Consider the following 14,289-nt stretch of genomic DNA (forward strand, 5'->3'; position numbering starts at 1 on the left):
CCCTACAAGCCCCGCGCACCCCGTGGCGAGGGCGAGCGGCCCGAGCGCTCCGGCGACCGTGGCCCGCGCCCGGGCGGCGGCGCGCGGCGGGGACCGAAGCCCGGCCGAAAGTGAGCCGGGCCCGGCGCGCTAGCCGCGCCGTGGTGTCAACCGCAAATTCCTGTTCCGCCTGCGGTCGCGGTCGCTACCGGGGCTTGGCCCGCGCGCCGCGCCATGCCAGTGTTGCGCGCATGGTGTGGGCAACGGAAACGCGAATCCAGACTCGGTTCAGGGTGTTGCGTCCAGCGTCCACGATCCGGCACTCCGGCGACCGGAAAAGGGAAAGATGATGGGCGAAAGTTGTGCTGGCGGACCGCGTCCCGGCCTGGATCGGGATGGCAACTCCCGGCCGCGACTCGGGCGCCCCCTGCGCCCTCTCTCGACGCCTGCCGACATCAGGCCTGAACGGAGCGGCTGATCGAGAATGACCTCCGCCCGCCTCTCGCGCCTCGTCCTACTGCCCGCGCTCGTCGCGGCGCTCGCGGCCTGCGACCCTGCCGCGCGGACGCCCGGCGCCGCAAGCGGATCGGGCACCTCCGCGCCGGTCGCCGCGCCGCCCTCGGCCGAAACCCTCGCCGCGCGCGACTATTACGGTCGGGTCGAGGCCAACTATCTGGCCCAGGATCTCCTGCGGATCGACGGCGGCGAGCGTGATGCGCCATTCGGGCCGGACGACCTCGCCGAGAACTTCATGCGCATCGCCTTCTACGACGAGTTCACCGAGGCGGGCGGTCGCCTCGTCGCGCAGTCGCGGGAGAACCGGCTGCACCGCTGGGACACGCCGCTGCGCCTCAACGTGGAATTCGGCGACTCGGTGCCCTTCGACCAGCGCCAGGCCGACCGCGCTGAGATCGCGGGTTATCTCGACCGGCTGTCGCAGCTTACCGGGATCCCGATGCGCGTCACCGCCTGGCGACCCAACCATACGGTGATGATCCTCAACACCGACGAACGCGAGGCTGCCGCGCCCCGGATCGCCGCGCTCGCGCCCGGCACGTCCGAGGCCGCGCTTCGATCCGTGACCGCGATGGCGCCCGAGACCTATTGCACGGTCTTCGCCTTCACCTCCGGCACCAGCGCGACCTACACCAATGCCATCACCGTGATCCGCGGCGAACTGCCGGAGCGGCTACGGCTCTCCTGCATCCACGAGGAGCTGGCGCAGAGCCTTGGCCTCGTCGCCGACTACCCGCGCGCGCGGCCGTCTATCTTCAACGACAACGAGGAGTTCGCCGCGCTCACGACGCAGGACGAGCTGATGTTGGAGATGCTCTATGACCGGCGGCTGAAGCCGGGCATGACGCTCGCGGAGGCGCGGCCGATCGTCGAGATCATCGCCGCCGAGCTGATGCCCGGCGAGAGCTGAGCCGGCCTCAGCCGCGCCCGATCGGCACCTTGCGGGCCTTGGTCACTTCGGGCGCGGCGCGCTCCACCGTGAGCATCAGTACGCCGTCCTTGAGATCGGCACTGACCTTGGCGGGATCGGCATCGGCCGGAAGCCGGAACGAACGGCTGAACGAGCCGTACTGGCGCTCGCTGAAATACCAGGTCTCGCCCTTCTCCTCGCGGCTCTCCTTCTTCTCACCCTTCACCGTGACCATGCCGTCGTCGATGCTGATGTCGATGTCCTTCTCCTCGACGCCGGGAAGTTCCACCGCGATGCGGTAGACCTTGCCGTCCGAGGACGCCTCGGCGGCCGGCGCCAGCCATTCGGAAAGCCGCGTGCCGAAATGCCGGAACGGCTCGTAGAACGACGGCCAGAACGAACTTGCAGGGGTTTTCTCGACCATGACGACTCTCCAGTTCTGTCATACAGCACAGATCTTGAACCCGCCCCGCCCCGCCTGCCCTGACGCGCGTCAATCGGTGCGGCCCCGCCCGGTTGCGCCGCCGTTCTGCCCGCGCTATGCCGCTCCTGACAAGCCCGTTCCGAGCCGAGGAGTCCCCGATGCGCGCACTTGTCCAAAGGGTCAGCGAGGCCCGCGTCACCGTCGAGGACCGCGTCACCGGCGAGATCGGCTCCGGTCTGATGATCCTCGTCTGCGCCATGCAGGGCGATGGCGAGGCCGAGGCCGACCAGCTTGCCGCCAAGATCGCCAAGCTCCGCATCTTCAAGGACGAGGCGGGCAAGATGAACCGCTCACTTCTCGACACCGGCGGCGCGGCGCTTGTCGTCAGCCAGTTCACGCTCGCCGCCGACACCTCGCGCGGCAACCGGCCCGGCTTCTCCACCGCCGCCCCGCCGGCAGAGGGCGAGCGGCTCTACCGCTGCTTCTCCGACCGGCTCCGCGCCGCGGGCATCGAGGTCGCGAACGGCGAGTTCGGCGCCGACATGGATGTGCGCCTCGTCAACCAGGGGCCGGTGACGATCTGGCTCGAGACCTGAGCCGGGGCGCTCATCCCTGCGGCGTCATCGCCTTGCGCTGGCGCGCGCGCTCGAGCCCGAGCCGGTGTTCGCGCCAGATGATCAGGATCCCGGCGGTGACCACGAGCGCGGCACCGGCGAGCACGGTCAGCGTCGGCACCTCGTCGAAGACCACATAGCCGACGCCGAGCGCCAGGAGCATCGAGGCATATTCGAACGGCGCCACGACAGAGGCGTCGGCATAGCGGTAGGAGGAGGTCAGAAGTACCTGGCCGAGCCCGCCGAGGATCCCGGCAAGGACGAGCATCGCGGCGCTCGCGGGATCGGGCCAGACCCAGCCGAAGGGCAAGGTGATCAGCGAGAGGAGCGTCGCGTTTAGCGAGAAGTAGAAGACGATCGCCGCCGTGCGCTCCGCCTGCACAAGGCGGCGCACGAAGACCTGCGCGAGCGCGGCGAAGACCGCGCCGACGAAGACCACGATCGCGCCCAGCGCCTCGGTGCTGCCGATCTCGCCCGCGCCGAGCGCGGTCAGCCGCGGCGAGAGGATCACCAGCACGCCCATCATCCCAAGCGCCACCGTCGCGATCCGGAAGGCGCGCACCTCCTCGCCGAGGAACATTGCCGCGAAAACCACGGTGAGGAGCGGCGCGGCGTAGCCGATCGCCGTCACCTCTGGCAGAGGCAGCAGCCCGAGCCCGGCGAAGCCGAAGCCCATCGCGGCCGCGCCGACGAGGCCGCGCCAGAAATGGCCAAGCGGGTTCCTAGTCGCGAGGCCCGCGCGCAGGTCCCGACGCGCAATGAGCCAGAGCAGGATCACCGGCATCGCGAAGGCCGAACGGAAGAACACCGCCTCGCCCGGCGGTACGACATCGGAGGTGGCCTTGATGAGGCTCGCCATGCCGACGAACACCGTGACCGAACAGAGTTTCAGCGTGATGCCGCGCAAAGGTGTCATGGCCGCCCCCTTCCCGGCGCCAGAAAGACCGGGCGCGCGGGCAAGCGCAAGCCGAAACCGTCAGTCGGGCCGGACCCGGGCGGCGGTCTTGTCGGCAAAGGCCTCGAGCCGGCCGCGCGCCTCGCCTTGCGTGTTGACCACGCCCGCGACCACGGCCTCGGCATAGGCGGCGTCGAGGGCGGACATGTTCTGCATGTGGCTGATTGCCGAACAGATCGCGAAATTGGACAGCGGCGGGTTCTGCGCCGCGGCCCGGGCGAGCTCGTAGGCCTTGGACTCGCTGTCCTCGACGAGGTACTGGCAAAGCCCGACCGCGACCGCCTCCTCGCCGCGGTAGACCCGGCCGGTCAGCATCATGTCGATCATCCGCGCCTTGCCGACGAGGTCGGCCACCCGGATCGTCGCGCCGCCGCCGGTGAAGAGCCCCCGCTGCCCCTCGGGAAGGGCGAAATAGGTCGAGACGTCGGCGACCCGGACATGCGCGGCAGAGGCAAGCTCCAGCCCGCCGCCCACCACCGCGCCCTTCAGCGCGGCGATGATCGGGACGCCCGAATATTCCATCTTGTTGAAGGCCTCGTGCCAGCGCAGGCACACATGCATGAAATCGGCCGCCGTCCGCCCGGCGTGGAGATGCTCGACAAGATCGAGCCCGGCGCAGAAATGCGGCCCCTCGGCCCGGAGCACCACCGCCCGGACACCCGCGCGCGGCAGCGCCGAGAACAGCGTCACCAGCTCCTCGATCGTCGCCGCGTTGAGCGCGTTGCGCTTCGCCGGGCGGTTCAGGGTGACGGTGGCGATGCCGTCCTCGTCCGTGGCGACGGCGAGATTGGCGAGCGGCAGGTCGTCGATCCGGGTCATGGCATCCCTCGCATCCGGTGGCGGGTGGACGATGCCAGAGCCGGCGGCTGAAGGCCACCGGCCGAGGTCATGGCGCGCCGTGACGCTGCGTCACGCGCGGGCGGTCAGAGCCCCTTGGAGCGGTAGCTCTTCGCCACCCGGTCGATCGCGACGATATAGGCCGCCATCCGCATGTCGGTAACATCGTTGCGGCTGTGCCAGGTGTGGCTGATCGACTGGTAGGCGGCGCGCATCGTGTCGTCGAGGCCCGAGCGCACCAACTCCAGCTCGCCCGCACCTTTCAGGTACTGCTGCTTGAAGCCCGGCGACAGGGTCCAGCCGAGTCCCTTGTCGTTCGAGAGCCGCTCCAACTCGTCGATCAGGAGCTGGTGGCGCGCCTCTTCCTGGCGCCGCTGCATCCGGCCGAAGCGGATATGGCTGAGGTTCTTGACCCATTCGAAATAGGACACCGTCACGCCGCCCGCGTTGGCATACATGTCGGGGATGATGAGCGTGCCCTTCCCGCGCAGGATCTCGTCGGCGCCGGCGGTGACGGGGCCGTTCGCGGCTTCGATGATCAAGGGCGCCTTGATGTTGCTGGCGTTTCCGAGATTGATCACGCCCTCCATCGCCGCCGGGACGAGGATGTCGCAGTCTTCCTCGAGTAGCTTGGCGCCGTCCTCGACATAGGTACCTTCCGGGCAGCCCTTGACGCCGCCGGTCTCGACCAGCCAGTCGCGCACGGCCTGCACGTTCATGCCCTCGGGATTGAAGAGCCCGCCGTCGCGCTCGATGATACCGGTGATCCGGGCGCCGTCCTCCATCGAGAGGAACAGCGCGGCATGGTAGCCGACGTTGCCGAGGCCCTGGACGATGACCCGCTTGCCGTCGAGCTTGCCGTCGAGCTTCGCGGCCTTCATGTCGTCGGGATGGCGGAAGAACTCGCGCAAGGCGTATTGCACTCCGCGCCCCGTCGCCTCGACCCGGCCCTGGATGCCGCCGGCGTTCAAGGGCTTGCCGGTGACGCAGGCCGCGCCGTTGATGTCGGTGGTGTTCATCCGCTTGTACTGGTCGACGATCCAGGCCATCTCGCGCTCGCCCGTGCCCATGTCGGGGGCAGGCACGTTCTGGGCCGGGTTGATCAGGTCGCGCTTGATCAGCTCATAGGCGAAGCGCCGGGTGATGAGCTCCATCTCGTGCTCGTCGTACTGGCGCGGGTCGATGCAGAGACCGCCCTTCGAGCCGCCGAACGGCGTCTCGACCAGCGCGCATTTGTAGGTCATCAGCGCCGCGAGCGCCTCGACCTCGTCCTGGTTCACCGATGTCGCGAAGCGGATGCCGCCCTTCACCGGTTCCATATGCTCGGAATGGACCGAGCGGTAGCCGGTGAAGGTGTGGATCGCGCCCCTGAGGCGCACCCCGAACCGCACCGTATAAGTCGAGTTGCAGACCCGAATCTTCTCTTCAAGCCCCGGCGAGAGGTCCATCACCGCGACGGCGCGGTTGAACATCAGATCCACGGACTGGCGGAAGCTCGGTTCCCCGTTGAAGGCCATGATTTCCTCCTTGGCTGGCCACCGGCCTCTTTGCGGGCCGGATGCGCGCCGCGACATTGCTTGTTCCGGGATTTCCGGCGCCGTCGGTCACGCTAATGCGCCTTGGTTACCAGAGCCCAAAGGAAACACAACCCGCACCGATTTCGGCAAGAACCCGGCTCCTCGGCCGGCTTTCCAGCGCTCGGGGAAGCATAAAACCCCACCGCTTTCGGCAAGGATCCGCGCAAAAGGGCATGATACCGTACCGAATCGAGGCATTTGGGGCTATGCCGCGCCCATCGCCATATTTTCACCTCATACCAGTCCGCAGAATTGCCCCTGCACGGGGAAACCCTGCGCCAGCTTGCGTGAACACTTCGACAACTCGTCCATGGGGAAGACGTGGAAAGGGTAAAGAGGATGTCACAGTTTCGGATAGCCCCGGACGGCGCCGTCGCGTCGCGGGCGGCGCTCCGCGGCCTTCATGCCAGGCTGGCCCGCTTCCGGCAGGCGGAAGACGGCTCGCTCGTGATCTTCGGGCTTTTCACCTTCGTGATCATGCTCATGCTGACCGGTGTCGCACTCGACCTGATGCGGTTCGAGGAGCGGCGCACGGTTCTCCAGAACACGATCGACAGCGCCGCGCGCGCCGCGGCCGCCCCCGGGCAGACCCTGCCCCCGGAAGAGGTCGTGCGGGACCATTTCGTCAAGGCCGGGCTGACACCTCCGACGAACAGGGACATCATCGTCACGCGGGGCACCGACGATGTGCTCCGACAGGTCGAGATCCGCGCCGCGGAAACGCTCGACACCTGGTTCGCGGATCTTGCCGGCGTGTCGACGCTGACCGCGCCCGCCTCGTCGAGGGTCAAGGAAGACATCGGGCAGATCGAGATCTCCCTCGTGCTCGACGTCTCGGGTTCCATGAACGGCGACGGGCGGCTCGGCCACCTCAAGGAGGCGGCGAAAACCTTCGTCGAGCAGGTCTTCGCTGCCGCCGAGCCCGGCAATGTCTCCATCTCGATCGTCCCCTACGCGACGCAGGTCGCGATGCCCGCCGATCTGGCGAGCCACTTCAACATGACGGTCGAGCATGACAGCTCGGCCTGCATCGAGTTCAGCGACGCGGTGGGCGTCTTCAGCGAGACCGAGAGCGACTTCACGACCACGGCCGTCGCGTTCGGCTTCGGCCCGGACGACCGCCGGTACCAGCGCAACGGCCATTTCGATCCGTTCAGGCTGGCGGCCCCGCCCGAGATGACCAACTGCCCGACCGGGGCCAACCGCGAGATCCTGCCTTTCTCGGGCGACAGGGCGGCGCTCGTGACGTTCATCGACGGGCTCGAGGCCGAGGGCAACACCTCGATCGACATCGGCATGAAATGGGGCGCGGCGCTCCTCGATCCGTCGATGAGGGGCGTCGTCGAGGACATGGTCGGGAAGGGCAAGCTGCCGCTCGACTTTGTCGGCCGCCCCCATGACTTCGCCGGCCCTCATGCACGCAAGGGCCTCGACGTTCTGAAAGTGATCGTGCTGCTGACGGACGGCGCCAACTCGGCCGAATACCGGCTGCGCAACAACGACGACGGCGATCCCTACTACGACGAGGGGATGAGCCCGCTTTGGCGCAATGCCGCCTACAGGACGGATCCGGGCGACGAACTCGGCGACGACGCGCTGGAGCAATATTCACTCTTCGATCCGCAAAGCGGCAAGTTCTACGTCTTCGCACTTCAGGCCTGGCGCGACTCCCCCTGGGGCGATGCCGTCTACGACGCTGATGTGTGCACCGGATCGGGCGAGACCGAAACCTGCGGCATGTCGCAGGCGAACGATGCCGGATTCGACGGCACCCATCCGATGGCCCAGCAAATGACTTGGCCGGAGGTCTGGTCGTCGATGTCGATGTTCTACTTCTCGGACGAGATCATCTACGGCGCCTATCAGGACCGCGACCTGCGCAACCAGTGGCGCCCCGACGCGGAGGATCCGGTCGCGAACACCTCCGTCGCGAACACCGCCGCCGCCAGCACGAAGGACGCGCGGACCCTCGCGGTCTGCGATGCCGCCAAGGATCCGGGCCGTGACATCCGCATCTTCTCGATCGCGTTCGAGGCACCGGTTGAAGGTCAGAAACTGCTCTCCGCCTGCCAGAACTCCGGCTTCTATGCGGTTGACGGCAAGGATATCTCGGATGCCTTCGCCGGCATCGCGGGCGCGATCACCAAGCTGAGGCTGACCCACTGATGGCGGCCCCGAGGGGACATATTCGCGCCTGGTTTTGGCGCAAGATCCGGGAAGAGCACGGCGCGACGGCGACGATCCCGTTCATGATCTTTCTGCCGTTCTTCTTCCTGCTGATGATGTCGTCGCTGGAACTCGGCGTGATGATGGCGCGCCACATGATGCTCGAACGCGCGCTCGACCTCACGGTACGCGACCTGAGGCTGGGGACATGGGAGCAGCCGAGGGGCCGCTTCGCCAGCGAGAAGGCAAACCGGCGGGTAACGCATGCCGCGTTCCGCCGTGCCGTCTGCCGGCACACGGTGCTGCTCCCGAACTGCGAAACGTCCCTGCTGGTCGAACTGCGCCCGGTCAGCACGGAGACCTGGGCCGGGCTGCAAACTGGGCCGACCTGCGCCAGCCGGTCCGAGGACATCGTCATGCCGCCCTCCTACGCCCCGGGTGCCGGCGACGAGATGATGTTGATCCGCGCCTGCGCGAAGTTCGCCCCCGTCTTTCCGACCACCGGGATCGGGATCCGGCTGCCCACGGACGAATCCGGCACCTACTCGCTGGTTTCGGTGACCGCCTTGGTCAACGATCCGGGCACGGGAGGATGACACCCATGTCCCTCATCTCGCGCCTCAGGCTTCGCGGCCGCGACTTCGCCACCGACACGCGAGGCTCGATGCCGGTCGAAGGGATGATCGCCAGCGTCTGGCTGATCTGGTGGCTCGTCGCCTCGGTTCAGATCTTCGATGCCTTCCGCCAGAAGAACCTCAACCTCAAGGCCACCCACACGATCGCCGACATGGTCGCGCGCGTGCAGCAGGACGATGTCGTCGACGACGCCTATATCGAGGGGCTGAACAAGCTCTTCGGCTACATGACCGCGTCGTCCGAACCGACCTGGGTGCGGCTGTCGAGCGTGATCTGGGACGACAAGGACGAGCGTCACGAAGTCGCCTGGTCCCACGCCTCCGGCAGGACCCCGGCGCAGACGACCGGGTCGATCCACCCGCAGACCAGCCGGATTCCGGTGATGCCCGAGGGTGAAGCCGTGATCATCGTCGAAACCGGCATGGCCTACGAGCCGATCTTCAATGTCGGGCTCGCCGCACAATGGCTCACGTCCTTCGTTCCGACCGCGCCGCGCTTCACGTCCTGCGTCAAGTTCGATCCGGGCGACGGCGCGACGGTTCCGGCCTGTGTCTACGACGGCGACAAGAAGATCGAGCTGAACGGCGACGGCAACGACGACGGCACGCGGGATCCGTCGATCGATTCGGACGTGTCAGGCTGACGGCTGCCCGCCGCGCTCTGCGATCAGCGCATCGATCCGGTCGGCCATGTGCCGCCCCTCGGCGCCCGAGATCACGCCGCCGATGCCGACCCGCCGCCCCGAGCGCCACCAGAGGCCCGGCGCCCAGGCGCGCGGCCGAGTCTCGGCCAGGTGCAGGAGGAACCCGTTCGAGGGCTTGAAGGCGAAGGTGCCGCGCTCGACCTTGCGGATCTCGGCGAGCCGGGCGACCTCGCGTCCTTCGCTGTCGCGGATCCCCGCCGCGGTGAGCAGGAGCCCCTGCCCGGTCGCACGGAAGAGCCGCACGCAGAGCACGAGTGCGGCCACGCCGAGCACGATGAGAAAGAACTGCAGCGGCATCGAGGCGGGCGGGCGCAGGAATGCGAGCAGCACCAGGAGTGCGCCGAGCGTCGCCAGAACGCCCGTGGCGAAGGCGCGCCGCGCCGGTGAGGGCGTGATGCTGGCGAGGATTTCGTCCTGGATGTCGTTCATGCCGTGCCCCCGATCGCGCCTGTGCACCGCGGCACAGGTCCTGTGATGCCCCGCGGCTGAGAAGCCCTCCGCCCCGCCGGTTTTTGCCCTATATTACGGCAAAGCCCCAGGAGGAACCGAAATGTCGATCCGTCCCGTCCTCGAAACCCGTCCCGCCCGTCCGGCGCTCGAAGGCGCCGGGGTGCGGCTGCACCGCGCCTTCGGCTTTCAGGACCCGACCGAGCTTGACCCGTTCCTGCTCTTCGACGATTTCCGCAACGAGCGGCCGGAGGACTACCTGAAGGGTTTCCCCTGGCATCCGCATCGCGGCATCGAGACGATCACCTATGTGCTCGCCGGCACGGTCGAGCATGGCGACAGCCTCGGCAATGCCGGCCGGCTTGGTGCGGGCGACGTGCAGTGGATGACCGCGGGATCGGGGATCCTGCATCAGGAAATGCCGCTTGGAAACGCGAAGGGACAGATGCACGGGTTTCAGCTCTGGGCCAACCTGCCCTCTCGGCTCAAGATGACGGCGCCGCGCTACCAGGACGTGAAGGCGGCCGACATCCCCGAGGTGATCGACGACGACGGCACGCGGGTGCGGGTCATCGTCGGCTCGTTCTGGGGCCGGAGCGGCCCGGTCGATGGCATCGCGGCCGACCCGCAATACCTTGACATCTTCGTCCCGGCCGGGGTGAGAAAAACCTTCAAGATCGACACCTATCGCCGTGCATTCGCTTATGTTTTCGAAGGTGCGGGGCGGTTTTCCGAAGCGAGCCGGCCCGAGGGCGTGCTGCTCGAGAAGGAGGTGATGGGCGAGGAGGTCCGGATCCGCGACCTGTCGGGCGACCGCACGCTGGTGCGCTTCGGCAGCGGCGAGGAGGTGACGGTGCAGGCCGGCGACCAGGGCATCCGGTTCCTGTTGATCTCCGGCGCCCCGCTCGAGGAGCCTGTGGCCTGGCACGGGCCGATCGTGATGAACACGAAGGCCGAACTCATGCAGGCGATGGCCGATTTGCGGAACGGGACCTTCATCCGCCCCGTCGGCTAATTGCGGCGATGCGGGGGGCCGTCTGCCCCCCGGCCCCCCGAGGAAATTTTCGGCAAGATGAAGGAACAGCGGTCAGGCGGCGACGGATTTCCGGACCATGTCCCAGTAGATGTCGCCGACCCGGTCGCGGCTCAGCCGGCCGCCCTCGCGGTACCAGGTGTTGACCCCGGTCAGCATCGCGATGATCGCGAGCGTCGCGAGCTTGGTGTCGGGCGCGGCGAAGGTGCCCGCCGCCTGGCCCTCGCTGAGGATCGCCTCGAGCCGGTTCTCGTAGTCGCGCCGCAGTGCCTCGATCGCGGCGAAGTTCCCGGGCCCGAGGTTGCGCAGTTCCATGTAGGACAGGAACACCGCGTCTGGCCGCTCGAGGTTGAAGCGGATGTGGAAGCGCACGAAGGCCTCCAGCCTTTCGCGCGGCGAGGCGCCCCGCGGCTCGGCCTCCCAAGCGGCGATCAGCTCGTCCATGTGCTCCTTCAGGAGATCGAAGAGCAGCGTTTCCTTGTCGGGCGTGTAGAGGTAGAGCGCACCGGCCTGAACCCCGACCTCGGCGGCGATCTGGCGCATCGAGACCGCAGCGAATCCGTGCCGGGCGAAGAGTTTCAGCGCCGCCGCACGAATGCGGGGGCCGGTGATTTCGGAATGGGAGCCGGTCTTGCGTGCCATGGCGCCAGAGTATCTGAACGCACGTTCAATACAATCCCCGACCGCGACCGCTTGCGGCCGGGGCGGCGGCCGGACTACTCTGCCGCCCGCCTGCCGGAGACCCGAACGATGCGCCCCGCCGTCCTCATCGCCGTCCTGACCTGCGCGGCCCTCGCGGGCTGCGCCCGCTTTCCCGAGGTCGAAGCCGCCGCAAATCCGGCGGTCGGCGACGCACCCTACCCGGAGTTCCTGCAGCTCGAAACCTTCGATTCCATCACCCCGCCCGCGCCAGAGGCCGATCCGACGCCCGAACTCGAATCCGGGGCGGCGGCGCTGAAGGCGCGGGCCGAGGCGCTGCGCCAGTTCGACCCGGACGCCTGAGCGGCACCGGACCGTGGCCGCCGCGCCCCCGCCCGTCGCCAATTCGCGCGGGCGCGTTGCAAGGCGCCGCCGGACAGGCTAAGAGCCGCGCGACTTGCCCGCACGCTCGATCACCATGGAGAACCTCATGCCCACCCCCCTGCGTCTCGGCATCGCCGGCCTCGGCACGGTGGGCATCGGTACCGTCAAGATCGTCCAGCACCATGCCGCGCTGCTCGCGCGCCGCGCCGGGCGCGAGATCGTGGTTTCCGCCGTGTCCGCACGCAACCGCACCAAGAACCGCGACGCCGACATCTCCGGCTACGCCTGGGAGGACGATCCGGTCGCCCTCGCCCGGCGCGAAGACGTCGATGTCTTCGTCGAGCTGATGGGCGGTTCGAACGGCCCGGCGCTCGCCGCGACGAAGGCCGCGATCGAGACCGGCAAGGACGTCGTGACCGCCAATAAGGCGATGCTCGCGATCCACGGCCAGAAGCTGGCGCTCGCGGCCGAGGAACACGGCCGCGTGATCCGCTTCGAAGCCGCCGTGGCGGGCGGCATCCCGGTCGTCAAGGCGCTGACCGAGGGGCTCGCCGGCAACGAGATCCGCCGGGTGATGGGCGTGATGAACGGCACCTGTAACTACATCCTGACCCGGATGGAGAGCGCCGGCCTTCCCTACGCCGAGGTCTTCGAGGAGGCGCGCCAGCTCGGGTATCTGGAAGCCGACCCCAATCTCGACGTGGGCGGGATCGATGCCGGCCACAAGCTGAGCCTGCTCGCAGCCATTGCCTTCGGCACCAAGGTCGCCTTCGACGCGGTGGAGTTGGAGGGGATCGGCCGGATCTCGATCGACGACATCCGCCGCGCCGGCGACATGGGCTACAAGATCAAGCTGCTCGGCGTCGCGCAGATGACCGGACGCGGGCTCGAACAGCGGATGTCGCCCTGCCTCGTACCGGCCGAAAGCCCGCTCGGTCAGCTCCAGGGCGGCACCAACATGGTCGTCCTCGAGGGCGACAGCGTCGGCCAGATCGTGCTGAGGGGTGCGGGCGCCGGCGAAGGCCCGACCGCCTCGGCGGTGATGTCGGACGTGATAGAGATCGCCCGCGGGGCGCGGATCTCGACCTTCGGCCAGCCCGCGGCGACGCTCGCCGATCCGGTACCCGCCAAGGCCACGGCCCCGGCGCCGCATTACCTGCGGATGGCGCTTTCCGATAAGCCCGGCGCGCTCGCCAAGGTGGCGACGGTGCTCGGCGAAGAGGGAATCTCGATCGACCGGATGCGGCAGTACCACCATGCCGATTCGACCGCGCCGGTGCTGATCGTCACCCACAAGACGACGCGCGACGCGATCGACCACGCGCTGAAGCGGCTGCCGGCGACTGGCGTGGTCAGCGGCGAGCCGGTGGCGATCCGGATCGAGACCGTCTGACCGGCGGGCCGCTTCGGGCGGCCCTTCGCCCTTGCCCCGGTGGGGCGCGACCGGCTAGATGCTGAGAAACCGACAGTACAGGGACAGACCATGGCCGACGCCCAGGAATTCCACGACCGCATGCTTTCGCTGGGCCTCGCCCGCGTTTCCGAAGCCGCCGCCCACGCCTCCGCGCGCCTGATCGGCCGCGGCGATGAGAAGGCCGCCGACCAGGCCGCGGTGAACGCGATGCGCGACCAGCTCAACCTCCTCGACATCAAGGGCACCGTGGTGATCGGCGAGGGCGAGCGCGACGAGGCGCCGATGCTCTACATCGGTGAGGAAGTGGGCACCGGCAACGGGCCGGAAGTCGACATCGCGCTCGACCCCCTTGAAGGCACGACGCTGACCGCGAAGGACATGCCGAACGCGCTGACCGTGATCGCGATGGCGCCGCGCGGCACCCTTCTGCACGCGCCCGACGTCTACATGGACAAGCTCGCCGTCGGCCCCGGCCTGCCGAAGAACGTCGTGTCGCTCGAGATGAGCCCGACCGAGCGGGTCGTCGAGCTTGCCAAGGCGAAGAAGTGCAAGCCTACCGACATCACGGTCTGCGTCCTCGAACGGCCGCGCCATGCCGACATGGTGGCCGAGATCCGCGCCACCGGCGCGGCGATCCGGCTCATCACCGACGGCGACGTCGCGGGCGTCATCCACTGCGCGGAATCGGAACTGACCGGCATCGACATGTACATGGGCTCGGGCGGCGCGCCGGAAGGCGTTCTGGCGGCCTCGGCGCTGAAATGCATGGGCGGGCAGATCTGGGGCCGGCTTCTCTTCCGCAACGACGACGAGCGCGGTCGCGCGGCCAAGGCCGGGATTACCGACCTGAACCGCGTCTATGCGCGCGACGAGATGGTGCGGGCCGACGTGATCTTCGCGGCGACCGGCGTGACCAACGGCTCGATCGTGCAGGGCGTGAAGCGCGAGCCGCATTTCATCCAGACCGAGACGATCCTGATGCGGTCGAAGACCGGGTCGGTGCGGCGGATGATCTACCGCAACCCGATCCGCTGACGGCGGGCGCCGGGGGCGCT

Annotated in this window: 15 protein-coding genes; 9 read left to right on the forward strand and 6 right to left on the reverse strand. The window is 68.2% G+C overall.

Annotated elements, in window-relative coordinates:
• The first annotated feature begins 463 nt into the window (after nt 1-463).
• Nucleotides 464-1,405 carry a DUF2927 domain-containing protein gene (locus OM960_RS09190; RefSeq protein ID WP_264771765.1) on the forward strand — a complete coding sequence of 314 codons (942 nt, stop codon included), beginning with the start codon at nt 464-466 and terminating at the stop codon, nt 1,403-1,405.
• A 7-nt stretch (nt 1,406-1,412) separates the two neighbouring features.
• Here OM960_RS09190 and OM960_RS09195 read toward each other — a convergent pair whose 3' ends face one another.
• The gene (locus tag OM960_RS09195; protein ID WP_263334623.1) at nt 1,413-1,829 is read right to left on the reverse strand and encodes an Hsp20/alpha crystallin family protein; all 417 of its coding nucleotides are present in this window, start codon (nt 1,827-1,829) and stop codon (nt 1,413-1,415) included.
• A 158-nt stretch (nt 1,830-1,987) separates the two neighbouring features.
• Between OM960_RS09195 and dtd the strand changes: the two genes are divergently transcribed.
• Nucleotides 1,988-2,425 carry a D-aminoacyl-tRNA deacylase gene (gene dtd / locus OM960_RS09200; RefSeq protein ID WP_263334621.1) on the forward strand — a complete coding sequence of 146 codons (438 nt, stop codon included), beginning with the start codon at nt 1,988-1,990 and terminating at the stop codon, nt 2,423-2,425.
• 10 nt (nt 2,426-2,435) lie between these two features.
• Here the strand turns inward: dtd and OM960_RS09205 are convergent, their stop codons facing one another.
• The 3 genes from OM960_RS09205 to OM960_RS09215 form a co-directional block, all read right to left on the reverse strand.
• Nucleotides 2,436-3,359: a DMT family transporter gene (locus OM960_RS09205; protein WP_263334619.1), complete on the reverse strand. Its 924-nt coding sequence runs from the start codon at nt 3,357-3,359 to the stop codon at nt 2,436-2,438.
• 60 nt (nt 3,360-3,419) lie between these two features.
• A complete protein-coding gene (locus OM960_RS09210; RefSeq protein WP_263334617.1) occupies nt 3,420-4,217 on the reverse strand; it encodes a crotonase/enoyl-CoA hydratase family protein in 798 nt (265 codons plus the stop codon).
• A 104-nt stretch (nt 4,218-4,321) separates the two neighbouring features.
• Nucleotides 4,322-5,752, reverse strand: a complete 1,431-nt coding sequence (locus OM960_RS09215) for a Glu/Leu/Phe/Val family dehydrogenase (RefSeq protein WP_263334616.1) — start codon at nt 5,750-5,752, stop codon at nt 4,322-4,324.
• 399 nt (nt 5,753-6,151) lie between these two features.
• On the opposite strand from OM960_RS09215, the gene OM960_RS09220 reads away from it, so the two are divergent.
• From OM960_RS09220 to OM960_RS09230, 3 genes are read left to right on the forward strand one after another with little or no spacing between them, the layout of a single operon-like run.
• Complete coding sequence (locus tag OM960_RS09220) at nt 6,152-7,978, forward strand: TadE/TadG family type IV pilus assembly protein (protein ID WP_264771766.1); 1,827 nt, start codon at nt 6,152-6,154, stop codon at nt 7,976-7,978.
• Nucleotides 7,978-8,574, forward strand: coding sequence for a TadE/TadG family type IV pilus assembly protein (locus OM960_RS09225; RefSeq protein WP_263334613.1), 597 nt, complete (start codon nt 7,978-7,980; stop codon nt 8,572-8,574). Before OM960_RS09220 ends, OM960_RS09225 begins: the two co-directional genes overlap by 1 nt.
• A 5-nt stretch (nt 8,575-8,579) precedes the next feature.
• Nucleotides 8,580-9,257, forward strand: coding sequence for a hypothetical protein (locus OM960_RS09230; RefSeq protein ID WP_264771767.1), 678 nt, complete (start codon nt 8,580-8,582; stop codon nt 9,255-9,257).
• Here the strand turns inward: OM960_RS09230 and OM960_RS09235 are convergent.
• Complete coding sequence (locus tag OM960_RS09235) at nt 9,249-9,746, reverse strand: hypothetical protein (protein ID WP_264771768.1); 498 nt, start codon at nt 9,744-9,746, stop codon at nt 9,249-9,251. The genes OM960_RS09230 and OM960_RS09235 overlap by 9 nt on opposite strands.
• 121 nt (nt 9,747-9,867) lie before the next feature.
• Here OM960_RS09235 and OM960_RS09240 point away from each other — a divergent pair, with 121 nt between their 5' ends.
• Nucleotides 9,868-10,779 carry a pirin family protein gene (locus OM960_RS09240; protein ID WP_264771769.1) on the forward strand — a complete coding sequence of 304 codons (912 nt, stop codon included), beginning with the start codon at nt 9,868-9,870 and terminating at the stop codon, nt 10,777-10,779.
• 72 nt (nt 10,780-10,851) lie between these two features.
• Here the strand turns inward: OM960_RS09240 and OM960_RS09245 are convergent, their stop codons facing one another.
• Complete coding sequence (locus OM960_RS09245) at nt 10,852-11,439, reverse strand: TetR/AcrR family transcriptional regulator (protein ID WP_263334606.1); 588 nt, start codon at nt 11,437-11,439, stop codon at nt 10,852-10,854.
• A 108-nt stretch (nt 11,440-11,547) separates the two neighbouring features.
• On the opposite strand from OM960_RS09245, the gene OM960_RS09250 reads away from it, so the two are divergent.
• The 3 genes from OM960_RS09250 (at nt 11,548) to glpX (ending at nt 14,269) form a co-directional block, all read left to right on the forward strand.
• Nucleotides 11,548-11,799 carry a hypothetical protein gene (locus tag OM960_RS09250; RefSeq protein WP_263334605.1) on the forward strand — a complete coding sequence of 84 codons (252 nt, stop codon included), beginning with the start codon at nt 11,548-11,550 and terminating at the stop codon, nt 11,797-11,799.
• Between the two features lie 127 nt (nt 11,800-11,926).
• A complete protein-coding gene (locus OM960_RS09255; protein ID WP_263334603.1) occupies nt 11,927-13,213 on the forward strand; it encodes a homoserine dehydrogenase in 1,287 nt (428 codons plus the stop codon).
• 90 nt (nt 13,214-13,303) lie between these two features.
• Nucleotides 13,304-14,269: a class II fructose-bisphosphatase gene (glpX, locus tag OM960_RS09260; RefSeq protein ID WP_263334601.1), complete on the forward strand. Its 966-nt coding sequence runs from the start codon at nt 13,304-13,306 to the stop codon at nt 14,267-14,269.
• Nucleotides 14,270-14,289 lie beyond the last annotated feature (20 nt).

Origin of the sequence: Defluviimonas salinarum (assembly GCF_026013545.1) — a bacterium.
Classification (GTDB): Bacteria; Pseudomonadota; Alphaproteobacteria; order Rhodobacterales; family Rhodobacteraceae; genus Albidovulum; species Albidovulum salinarum.

What these genes read in the sequence shown, in the direction of transcription:
- OM960_RS09190 (WP_264771765.1), top strand. Translation starts at nt 464, where the DNA reads ATGACCTCCGCCCGCCTCTCGCGCCTCGTCCTACTGCCCGCGCTCGTC.
- OM960_RS09195 (WP_263334623.1), bottom strand. Translation starts at nt 1,829, where the DNA reads ATGGTCGAGAAAACCCCTGCAAGTTCGTTCTGGCCGTCGTTCTACGAG.
- dtd (WP_263334621.1), top strand. Translation starts at nt 1,988, where the DNA reads ATGCGCGCACTTGTCCAAAGGGTCAGCGAGGCCCGCGTCACCGTCGAG.
- OM960_RS09205 (WP_263334619.1), bottom strand. Translation starts at nt 3,359, where the DNA reads ATGACACCTTTGCGCGGCATCACGCTGAAACTCTGTTCGGTCACGGTG.
- OM960_RS09210 (WP_263334617.1), bottom strand. Translation starts at nt 4,217, where the DNA reads ATGACCCGGATCGACGACCTGCCGCTCGCCAATCTCGCCGTCGCCACG.
- OM960_RS09215 (WP_263334616.1), bottom strand. Translation starts at nt 5,752, where the DNA reads ATGGCCTTCAACGGGGAACCGAGCTTCCGCCAGTCCGTGGATCTGATG.
- OM960_RS09220 (WP_264771766.1), top strand. Translation starts at nt 6,152, where the DNA reads ATGTCACAGTTTCGGATAGCCCCGGACGGCGCCGTCGCGTCGCGGGCG.
- OM960_RS09225 (WP_263334613.1), top strand. Translation starts at nt 7,978, where the DNA reads ATGGCGGCCCCGAGGGGACATATTCGCGCCTGGTTTTGGCGCAAGATC.
- OM960_RS09230 (WP_264771767.1), top strand. Translation starts at nt 8,580, where the DNA reads ATGTCCCTCATCTCGCGCCTCAGGCTTCGCGGCCGCGACTTCGCCACC.
- OM960_RS09235 (WP_264771768.1), bottom strand. Translation starts at nt 9,746, where the DNA reads ATGAACGACATCCAGGACGAAATCCTCGCCAGCATCACGCCCTCACCG.
- OM960_RS09240 (WP_264771769.1), top strand. Translation starts at nt 9,868, where the DNA reads ATGTCGATCCGTCCCGTCCTCGAAACCCGTCCCGCCCGTCCGGCGCTC.
- OM960_RS09245 (WP_263334606.1), bottom strand. Translation starts at nt 11,439, where the DNA reads ATGGCACGCAAGACCGGCTCCCATTCCGAAATCACCGGCCCCCGCATT.
- OM960_RS09250 (WP_263334605.1), top strand. Translation starts at nt 11,548, where the DNA reads ATGCGCCCCGCCGTCCTCATCGCCGTCCTGACCTGCGCGGCCCTCGCG.
- OM960_RS09255 (WP_263334603.1), top strand. Translation starts at nt 11,927, where the DNA reads ATGCCCACCCCCCTGCGTCTCGGCATCGCCGGCCTCGGCACGGTGGGC.
- glpX (WP_263334601.1), top strand. Translation starts at nt 13,304, where the DNA reads ATGGCCGACGCCCAGGAATTCCACGACCGCATGCTTTCGCTGGGCCTC.